At 55.9% G+C, this 9,080-nt stretch carries 10 protein-coding genes and 1 pseudogene; all 11 read left to right on the top strand.

Translation table 11 applies throughout. The features are described 5' to 3' along the window. Positions 1 to 3,081, top strand: a pseudogene (locus HMPREF3096_RS31350) (conjugative transfer relaxase/helicase TraI domain-containing protein); the annotation flags it as partial. Between the two features lie 79 nt (positions 3,082 to 3,160). Beyond that, a complete protein-coding gene (gene traX, locus HMPREF3096_RS06010; protein ID WP_020277957.1) occupies positions 3,161 to 3,886 on the top strand; it encodes a type-F conjugative transfer system pilin acetylase TraX in 726 nt (241 codons plus the stop codon). Between the two features lie 155 nt (positions 3,887 to 4,041). Beyond that, on the top strand, positions 4,042 to 4,638 hold the full coding sequence (locus HMPREF3096_RS06015; protein ID WP_023340923.1) for a fertility inhibition protein FinO: 597 nt from the start codon (positions 4,042 to 4,044) through the stop codon (positions 4,636 to 4,638). Positions 4,639 to 4,657: 19 nt separating this feature from the next. Beyond that, a complete protein-coding gene (locus tag HMPREF3096_RS06020) occupies positions 4,658 to 5,005 on the top strand; it encodes a DUF6404 family protein (protein WP_032436733.1) in 348 nt (115 codons plus the stop codon). A 470-nt stretch (positions 5,006 to 5,475) separates the two neighbouring features. Next, positions 5,476 to 6,120, top strand: coding sequence for a hypothetical protein (locus HMPREF3096_RS06025; protein WP_032436732.1), 645 nt, complete (start codon positions 5,476 to 5,478; stop codon positions 6,118 to 6,120). A 55-nt stretch (positions 6,121 to 6,175) separates the two neighbouring features. Then, positions 6,176 to 6,826, top strand: a complete 651-nt coding sequence (locus tag HMPREF3096_RS06030; RefSeq protein ID WP_032436731.1) for a DUF2726 domain-containing protein — start codon at positions 6,176 to 6,178, stop codon at positions 6,824 to 6,826. After that, positions 6,823 to 7,134 carry a hypothetical protein gene (locus tag HMPREF3096_RS06035; RefSeq protein WP_048295732.1) on the top strand — a complete coding sequence of 104 codons (312 nt, stop codon included), beginning with the start codon at positions 6,823 to 6,825 and terminating at the stop codon, positions 7,132 to 7,134. The genes HMPREF3096_RS06030 and HMPREF3096_RS06035 overlap by 4 nt, the downstream gene beginning before the upstream one ends. Positions 7,135 to 7,239: 105 nt before the next feature. Next, positions 7,240 to 7,788: a phospholipase D family nuclease gene (locus HMPREF3096_RS06040; RefSeq protein ID WP_032433957.1), complete on the top strand. Its 549-nt coding sequence runs from the start codon at positions 7,240 to 7,242 to the stop codon at positions 7,786 to 7,788. Between the two features lie 149 nt (positions 7,789 to 7,937). Next, positions 7,938 to 8,198 (top strand): replication regulatory protein RepA, encoded by a 261-nt coding sequence (locus HMPREF3096_RS06045; RefSeq protein WP_016529614.1) that lies wholly within the window; start codon positions 7,938 to 7,940, stop codon positions 8,196 to 8,198. Positions 8,199 to 8,429: 231 nt separating this feature from the next. Then, complete coding sequence (tap, locus tag HMPREF3096_RS31750; RefSeq protein ID WP_071786674.1) at positions 8,430 to 8,501, top strand: RepA leader peptide Tap; 72 nt, start codon at positions 8,430 to 8,432, stop codon at positions 8,499 to 8,501. Further along, positions 8,494 to 9,045 carry a plasmid replication initiator RepA gene (gene repA, locus HMPREF3096_RS06050; protein WP_023340918.1) on the top strand — a complete coding sequence of 184 codons (552 nt, stop codon included), beginning with the start codon at positions 8,494 to 8,496 and terminating at the stop codon, positions 9,043 to 9,045. Before tap ends, repA begins: the two co-directional genes overlap by 8 nt. The last annotated feature ends 35 nt before the right edge of the window (positions 9,046 to 9,080 follow it).

Genomic DNA, 9,080 nt, shown 5'->3' on the forward strand with positions numbered 1-9,080 from the left:
AACGGGAGTGACCATAGATTCCGTTTTCTGAGACGACCCCAAGTGGAGGACGGGCAACTGACGGTACAGCGTCCGGGGCAGAAAACCACGCAGACCCTGGCCGTGGGCGCGGGCGTGTTTGACGGTATTAAAATCGGCCACGGCTGGGTGGAAAGTCCCGGCAGGTCGGTTAGCGAGACGGCAACGGTCTTTGCGTCGGTGACGCAGCGTGAGCTGGATAACGCCACCCTCAACCAGCTGGCGCAGAGCGGAAGTCATCTCCGTCTGTACTCAGCGCAGGATGCGGCTCGCACGACGGAGAAGCTGTCGCGGCATACCGCCTTCAGCGTGGTCTCAGAGCAGCTGAAGACCCGATCCGGCGAGACGGACCTGGATGCGGCCATTGCGCAGCAGAAGGCCGGACTGCGTACCCCGGCAGAACAGGCCATTCACCTGGCCATCCCGCTGCTTGAAAGTGAGAAACTGACCTTCTCCCGGCCCCAGCTGCTGGCGACGGCGCTGGAAACCGGGGGCGGGAAGGTTCCGATGGCGGACATCGACACGACCATTCAGGCACAAATCAGGTCGGGGCAGTTGCTGAATGTACCGGTGGCGCACGGCTACGGCAATGACCTGCTGATTTCCCGTCAGACCTGGGACGCAGAAAAAAGCATCCTGACCCACGTGCTGGAAGGTAAAGACGCGGTGGCCCCCCTGATGGACCGTGTGCCGGCCAGTCTGATGACGGACCTGACCGCCGGACAGCGGGCGGCGACCCGGATGATTCTGGAAAGCACGGATCGGTTCACGGTGGTTCAGGGGTATGCCGGGGTGGGGAAAACCACCCAGTTCCGGGCCGTCATGAGTGCCATCAGTCTGCTGCCGGAAGAGACCCGTCCGCGCGTCATCGGTCTGGCGCCGACGCATCGCGCGGTCGGGGAAATGCAGAGTGCCGGCGTGGATGCGCGCACGACGGCGTCGTTCCTCCACGACACGCAGTTGCTGCAGCGCAATGGCCAGACACCCGATTTCAGCAACACCCTGTTCCTGCTCGACGAGAGCTCAATGGTGGGGCTGGCCGATATGGCAAAAGCCCACTCCCTCATCGTCGCTGGCGGTGGACGGGCGGTGTCCAGTGGGGATAACGACCAGCTGCAGCCCATCGCGCCGGGCCAGCCGTTCAGGCTGATGCAGCAGCGCAGCGCCGCCGACATTGCCATCATGAAAGAGATTGTGCGCCAGGTGCCTGAGCTGCGACCGGCGGTCTACAGCCTGATTGAGCGGGATGTGCACCGCGCCCTGACCACCATTGAGCAGGTCACGCCGGAGCAGGTGCCGAGAAAAGAAGGCGCCTGGGCGCCGGGCAGTTCTGTGGTGGAATTCACGCCGGCGCAGGAAAAGGCGATACAAAAGGCGCTGAGCGAGGGGAAAACCCTGCCGGCAGGTCAGCCCGCGACGCTCTACGAGGCGCTGGTGAAGGACTATACCGGACGGACCCCGGAGGCACAGTCGCAGACGCTGGTGATCACCCACCTGAACAAGGACCGGCGGGCGCTGAACAGTCTGATCCATGGCGCACGGCGGGAGAACGGGGAAACCGGCAAAGAGGAAATCACCCTGCCGGTGCTGGTCACGAGTAACATCCGTGACGGTGAACTGCGCAAATTGTCGACCTGGACGGCTCACAAGGAGGCGGTGGCGCTGGTTGATAACGTATACCACCGTATCAGCAAGGTGGATAAGGATAATCAGATGATCACCCTGACAGACAGTGAAGGAAAGGAGCGATATATCTCACCCCGGGAGGCATCGGCAGAAGGCGTCACGCTCTATCGTCAGGAAAAGATCACCGTGTCTCAGGGGGACCGAATGCGCTTCAGCAAAAGTGACCTGGAGCGCGGCTATGTGGCCAACAGTATCTGGGAGGTGCAGTCTGTTGCGGGTGACAGTGTCACGCTGTCTGATGGCAAAACCACCCGCACGCTGACCCCGAAGGCGGATCAGGCGCAGCAGCATATCGACCTCGCCTACGCCATCACGGCTCACGGCGCCCAGGGGGCCAGCGAACCGTATGCCATCGCGCTGGAAGGGGTGGCCGGTGGTCGGGAACAGATGGCCAGCTTTGAGTCTGCCTATGTGGCTTTATCCCGCATGAAACAGCATGTGCAGGTTTACACCGACAGCCGTGAGGGCTGGATAAAGGCCATCAAGCATTCACCTGAGAAAGCGACGGCGCACGATATTCTTGAACCCCGTAACGACCGGGCGGTGAAAAGCGCCGATCTGCTGTTCGGGCGGGCAAGACTACTGGATGAAACCGCCGCTGGCCGGGCAGCCCTGCAGCAGTCCGGTCTGGCACAGGGAAATTCACCGGGAAAATTCATTTCTCCGGGGAAAAAGTACCCTCAGCCGCATGTGGCGCTGCCGGCATTCGATAAGAACGGGAAAGCCGCCGGTATCTGGCTCAGCCCGCTGACCGATCGGGACGGACGGCTGGAGGCCATCGGCGGAGAGGGACGAATTATGGGCAATGACGCCGCCCGGTTCGTGGCGCTGCAGAACAGCCGCAATGGTGAAAGCCTGCTGGCCGGGAATATGGGGGAGGGCGTCAGAATGGCCCGCGACAATCCCGATACCGGGGTGGTGGTGCGGCTGGCCGGTGATGACCGCCCCTGGAACCCCGGGGCCATGACCGGCGGGCGGGTATGGGCTGAACCGGCGCCGGTGGCTCCGGTACCGCAGGCCGGGGCTGACATTATCCTCCCGCCAGAGGTTCTGGCGCAGCGGGCGGCAGAAGAACAGCAGCGCCGCGAAATGGAAAAACAGGCGGAACAGACTGCCCGGGAAGTGGCCGGGGAGGCGCGTAAAGCCGGCGAGCCGGTGGACCGGGTGAAAGAGGTTATCGGGGACGTCATCCGTGGACTCGAGCGTGACCGGCCGGGCCCGGAGAAAACGACGCTACCGGATGATCCTCAGTTCCGGCGCTAGGAGGCGGCGATTCAGCAGGTGGCCTCAGAAAGTCTGCAGCGTGAGCGTCTGCAGGCTGTGGAGCGGGACATGGTTCGTGACCTGAACCGCGAGAAAACCCTCGGGGGCGACTGACGCGCCTGCGGCTTGTCTGCTCCGGCAGCCTCCCCGATTAAAATCGGGCAGTCTGCCGGAGCGCTAAAAGGAAAAAAACATGAGAGCACAACACACATTTCCAGGTGCGACAGACCGCTGGCTTCATCGCCTGCTAACCTGGACACCGGGACAAACGGATATGATTAAAACGGTCGCACTGGTACTGATGGTGACTGACCACACCGGCTTACTGCTGGCCGGAAACAATGAAGTGATGCGCCTGCTGGGACGGGGCTGTTTTCCACTGTTCGGTCTGGCATGGGGAATGAATCTGGCCCGGCACGCGGAAATACGCCAGTCGCAGCTGAACAGCCTGTGGGGCTGGGCGCTGGTTGCCCAGGTGTCGTTTATGCTCATCGGGTACCCGTGGTATACCGGGAATATTCTGTTTGCCTTTGCCGTCACCGGCCAGGTCCTGCGGTGGGTCAGCCAGCCGTCCTGGTCTTACACCCTCCCGGCGGCTGGACTGCTGGTCGCCTGGATACCCCTGTCGACCGCCAGCTACGGCATGGCCGGAGTGGGTATGCTCACCGCCAGCTGGCTGCTTTGCCGCGCACAGCATGCACCGGAACGGCTGGGATACGGGGTGCTGTGGGCCCTCATGGTGTTGCTGATGAATATGCATAACGTGAGTGAATCGGCGGCCGGGCTGGCGATTGCGCTGCTGACGCTGATCGTGTGTTCATCTGCCGGAGAACATGTGAAACGCTTCTGGCCGCGGCATTTCTTTGTGATGTTCTATGCAGTGCACCTGGCGGTACTGGGTATTGTCATCTCGATGTAAAAAAAAACCGGACACAGGTCCGGGGGGCGGGCACATTGCCCGTAAACGTGACAAGGGGATATCATCGTTGTGTCCACTGCATTGTGAGGTGAAACGATGATACCGTTAGCGTATCGTATACCTCAGACCTGTAGCTTTTATTGATATGGCCCCTTATGAGTGAAGAAAAACGCCCTGTACTGAGCCTGAAACGAAAACCGGCGGAGAACAGTACGGCACCCGCGGAGGCGACACCTGTCCCTGGTGTGGTGCGCCGTAAGAAGGTCGTGGTGGTTTCGTCCCCGCCGGCCTGGAAGGCAAAGAAAGAGAAACTTGAGAAGGTTAAACAAGCGGCCGAAGCCGCCGCGCGTAACGCGGCGCCGGCGCCGGTTAAAGCAGTAAAGACGCCACCTCCGGTGCGTTATCTTCGCCTGCTGCCGCCGGAACAGGCCATTATGACCCTGAAGGCGTTCTGGCCACAGCTGTTCGACGGAAACGCGCCACGTCTGCTGGCGACGGGCATGCGCGAACAGCTGTTTGCGGATATCGTGAACCGTGACCTGCCGCTGTCGCATAAACAGGTGATTAAGTGCCTGAAGAGTCTGACCCGGTCTGCGGGCTATCTGTCCCGGATGAAGGTGGGGGCCTCCCGCTATGATCTGCAGGGGAATGCCGTCGCGACCGTCACTGCAGAGGAAGCGCAGTACGCCAGCGAGCGCATGATGAAAGAACTCCTGCGAACTGAGCGTATGCGGAGCCAGTCAGCTGGCTGAATACAATCGAGGAGAGGAAATGGATTTTGAAGCGCGGAAACAAAAAGCGCTGGCGATAATGTCCAGCCGTAAGATGTGGAAAAGCAATTATGCACCGCTTCTGATACGACTGTTGTGGCGGCTGGGGATAAACATTCCCCCGCTGCCGTTTGCTCCGTTCTGGCAGGTTTTTGTCGTAATGACAGGCTATTTCTCCCTTGGATACGGGCTGTGGATGTACTGGACGGTGTGGCGGGCCCAAGGGATGCCTCTCCTGTTCGCCTGCGAAATCAGTCTTATCGCGGGCGTGTTATTTGGCCTGACGATGGCACTTTTTCATCTGTGGCGGCGAAAGGTGAATAAATTACCTGACTGGAAAGATCTGTAATGAAATAAATATATGCTGTCAGGTTGTGAATATTCCTGGCCTGACAGCCCCCTCGTTTTCTTAAAACATTTACCCTGTATGGTGTGGTTATTATACGTGACTACGTCCGTTCTGGTATTACTCCAGTCCGGAAGGGGCTGTTGTGTTTCTTATTGTCGTATATAGCCAGAACAAATATATTCAAACGAAAGAGAGGTAAAGGGGGAAAGGCATTGTGGCTGAGGCATGTGTGTTGCCCGGGTATGGGCAGACGCGAAGAATGACAAGCCATTCGGTGCCGTGAATGGCTGCTTCGGGACTGCCACGTCCCGGGGCGATGTGACGCTTATAAGTGCTCAATTTTCAATTTAAGTCATCCACTATCAGTATTTAACTGATTTCAATATTTTTATTACATCACGACGTGCGATTTATGAAATTCACAGACTTTCATTTCGTGCGTAAATCATCAAATAAAAAGGAATAATACTATGTTTAAATATTTTATTCTGCGCAAACAGCAGCAGTTGTTCTGTTATTTCTGCGGTATCGTGCTAGCGATGGTTCTTATGCTCCTGTTCCCTTCCGTTTTTCGGGGGAGTGGGTTTTATCTGCTTTTATCGTCTGTTGCGCTGTTCTGGGCAGGCCTTGCCCTATATACGCGTCACATCGACCGGATGAGAAAGCCAGAGGTCTCACCGCTGGTCAGTATTCGCGACGGTAATCAGGTGGTGGCCGAGGTGCCGCGACATGAAAAGGCCCGGCTGGAATGGGAAATCTTCCGGGACGATGAGGTGTTTCGCCAGCAAAGGTGGGAGCTTACAGGCCTGACCGGACGGGTTATCAGCCGGGGGCTGTTGTATACGCCGGCGGTGATGCTGGTCGGTATCGGTATTCTCGCCTGGGGTTCCCCACAGGATGCCATCCGCCTGATTAATGCTCTTCGTAATATGCCTGCTGCGGAACTGGTGCATCAGATTGGTTTTGTCCTGTGCCTCGTCCTGCAGATTAGCGTCATATCAGTTCTGATCGCTGATGTTGTAGCCGGGAGAGGACTGCCGAATGTATTTCGCCGCGCGTTGCTCGACAGGCTGCCGGCAGAGTTCTGCCTTATCAGAAGAGGGACAGAAAGATGAGGACGACGACAGGAAAACGCATCGGGAAAGAAAGGAACATCAGGGAATAAAATACATGGCAAAGATATTAATGATGGCGGGCAGTACCGTTGTTGTGCTGAGTTTGCTGGGGTTTCTGGTGCTGCTTCTGAAAGGACGCGCAGTAACGAAGACTTCCCCGGTTCTGATGTCACTCAAAGCCCTGGGTATTCGCCCCTCAGAGGCTGAGCAACGGTTGTGTCGCCAGCGGGTCTGGGTGGGTAATGAGACACTGATGACGCCACGGGAACAACATTTTTTCCGGGCATTACTCAGGCATACCAGCCGAAATCGCTGGCTGTTGTGTCCTCAGGTCCGGGTGGCAGATATTGCCACACTCTCTTCCCATATCCGGCCACGATCCCGGACCTGGTGGCAACTCTTCCGGATGGCATCACAGTGGCACTGCGATGTGGTCATCGTTGACATCCATACCTTCGCTATCGTCGGCGCAGTTGAACTGGATGATGCCTCACACCTGAAAAAACACCGTATCCGGCGCGATATTCTGCTGGAAGAGGTTCTGAGGCAGGCCGGTATTCCACTATTACGCGATCGGGATTCAGAGAGGCTGGTAAGAAGGGTCAGAGAGTTTCTGAAATACCGCGGAGCCGATGCTGCCGAAAAATCCATAACCGGTATGAATTCAACGACAGAGCATACTGAACGCAAGGAGAAAGAAAAATGATTATCGCCGCCGAAGTGAAACGTGATGAACAGGGGTACTGGACACATCCTGTGCTGGCACGCAGTGGTTGTGAAACTTCCGCAGAATTAAGCTACAGGCTCAGAACTCATAAACTTCAGTGCTTTGTGATGACAATGCGCGATGAAGCGCCTGAAGCTTTTGCTCCCGGATTTACGGATGAAGCCCCGGATGCCCGTGGCTGGATACCGGAACCACCGGATGATGATGATGGCTGGTTCCTGGGCTCTGTCCACGATACCGGCGACGGACCCGTCTGCTACTGGTTTCGGCATACCACAAAATCCTGACGCCTCCGCATGGCGTCGTTGTCCAACCCCGGGAACGGGGAAAAACCAGTTTCCCCCGCTCCCGGCGTTTCTTAAAACACCCGTTAAGGAAATACTGTGAAAAAAATTAACCGTACACTCCGCAAATGTTGTCTGTCGGGGCTGATCAGCCTGACTTTGTGTGCACCTGTTCCGGCCGTGTATGCCGCCAGCATCGAGGCGGGTTTTTCTCCAGAAGGTTCGGCGCTGCAGCTGGTACTGAATACGATCGTGACTGCGCAGCAAAGTATTCGCTTGATGGGCTACAGCTTCACTTCACCGGAAGTAACGCGAGCACTGATCCAGGCGAAACAGCGGGGTATCGATGTCAGAGTGTTACTTGACTGGAAAGCCAACAGCGCGAAAGGGAGTGCAGGTGTGGCGGCAATGAATCTGCTGGCCAATGCCGGTATTCCTGTACGAACCGTCAGCCAGTTTAAAATCATGCACGACAAGGTGATTATCACCGACGGCCGAAACGTGGAAACGGGGTCGTTCAACTATTCCCGCGCTGCGGCGAACAGCAACTCCGAAAATGCCCTGGTCATCCGGGATTACCCTGCGCTGGCTGATACCTATCTGAAGCACTGGCAGTCCCGGTGGGAGATGGGGAGGGACTGGTCGGTCTCCTATTAAGTTTTTCTTCTAAATCAACATTTCAATCTCCTGAAAGATACCGCTGCGCCAACAACGATATCTTTCATTTTGTAATTTAGTCTTCGCCGACCTACGGTTCCTGTAGTATCTTTGTTCAAGTATTCAGTCAGATGCTTGAGGAGGCAGAGATGTCACAGGTCGTAAACGTAATTACTTCCTCACAAAAACCTAAACGTCCATATCGGAAAGGAAACCCGGTATCAGCGAACGAACGCCAGAAGGCTTCTCTGGCGAGGCGTAGTAATACCCATAAATCCATACATGCGCTCATTCAGATTCCGTTAAAAGAGAAACTGGCTCAGTTTGCTGAGGAGGAAGGAATTACGCAGGCTCAAATGATTGAAAAACTGATTAAACTTGAAGCAGAGCGCCGTGGAAATGATGTGTAAAAATTCACATTCTTGATCCGGTTGGCTATGAGTGCTAGATTACTGATCGTTTAGACATTGCTGGTTGGCCACGCCTTAAAGTGGCAGGGAACTGGTTCTGCTGAGGTATAACCCCGGAATCAGAAAGCAAAAACCCCGATAATCCTCACTAAGTTTGGCGACTGGAGAAGATTACCGGGGCTCACTTAAAACTGCATAGAGATTGTTGCTCTATGCAGGGAGTATAGATTTATGCTCAGAAAAGTTCAAGACCTTCTGTGCTCACTCCTTCCGCGCAACATAAGCGCAGGAAGCGGTGACTGATCATAACCAACAAAGCTCACGCAAGTATGTTCAGGTAAACAATCCTGAACCTGTTTTCACGGTTCCCCAGGACTACACTCCTTGGCCTTTCTCGCTGAAACTTATGGTAAAAGCCAATGGTTTCACTGAAAGCTTCAGTTTCGATATCGCATCAGCGATGTCGCGTAGGGACGGAATACGAAAACGTAAACCCCCATTTTTGCGCCGCAGAGCGATGAATGCGTTGCTCATGGCAATGTGTTTTTATTACGATCCCCTGTCAAATAAAGTTCTGCGCTCACTCAGAGAGATTGCCCTGGAGTGCGGACTTGCAACTAAATCTCTTTCTGGCGAAGTGTCCATTACACGAGCAATCAGGGCACTGGAATCGCTGGAGAAAGATTTTGAATTTGTTGCCTGCTCATCGGATCGCTATTTAACTGCTGAGATTTTTTTCACCCCTAAGCTGTTCGAATTTCTTGGCGTATTTCCACTCTCTCTGAGCGAAGCCAGACTGAAGTGTCTGGCCGCCAAAAACAGCTGCAGGGAGAGTGCAGATGAGTAATGCGCACAATCCGCAACACTGGAGTCAGCTGGATA

Source organism: Klebsiella sp. HMSC25G12, from assembly GCF_001807705.1.
Classification (GTDB): domain Bacteria; phylum Pseudomonadota; class Gammaproteobacteria; order Enterobacterales; family Enterobacteriaceae; genus Klebsiella; species Klebsiella variicola.

What these genes read in the sequence shown, in the direction of transcription:
- HMPREF3096_RS06025 (WP_032436732.1), top strand. Translation starts at nt 5,476, where the DNA reads ATGTTTAAATATTTTATTCTGCGCAAACAGCAGCAGTTGTTCTGTTAT.
- HMPREF3096_RS06020 (WP_032436733.1), top strand. Translation starts at nt 4,658, where the DNA reads ATGGATTTTGAAGCGCGGAAACAAAAAGCGCTGGCGATAATGTCCAGC.
- HMPREF3096_RS06015 (WP_023340923.1), top strand. Translation starts at nt 4,042, where the DNA reads ATGAGTGAAGAAAAACGCCCTGTACTGAGCCTGAAACGAAAACCGGCG.
- HMPREF3096_RS06030 (WP_032436731.1), top strand. Translation starts at nt 6,176, where the DNA reads ATGGCAAAGATATTAATGATGGCGGGCAGTACCGTTGTTGTGCTGAGT.
- HMPREF3096_RS06035 (WP_048295732.1), top strand. Translation starts at nt 6,823, where the DNA reads ATGATTATCGCCGCCGAAGTGAAACGTGATGAACAGGGGTACTGGACA.
- traX (WP_020277957.1), top strand. Translation starts at nt 3,161, where the DNA reads ATGAGAGCACAACACACATTTCCAGGTGCGACAGACCGCTGGCTTCAT.
- HMPREF3096_RS06045 (WP_016529614.1), top strand. Translation starts at nt 7,938, where the DNA reads ATGTCACAGGTCGTAAACGTAATTACTTCCTCACAAAAACCTAAACGT.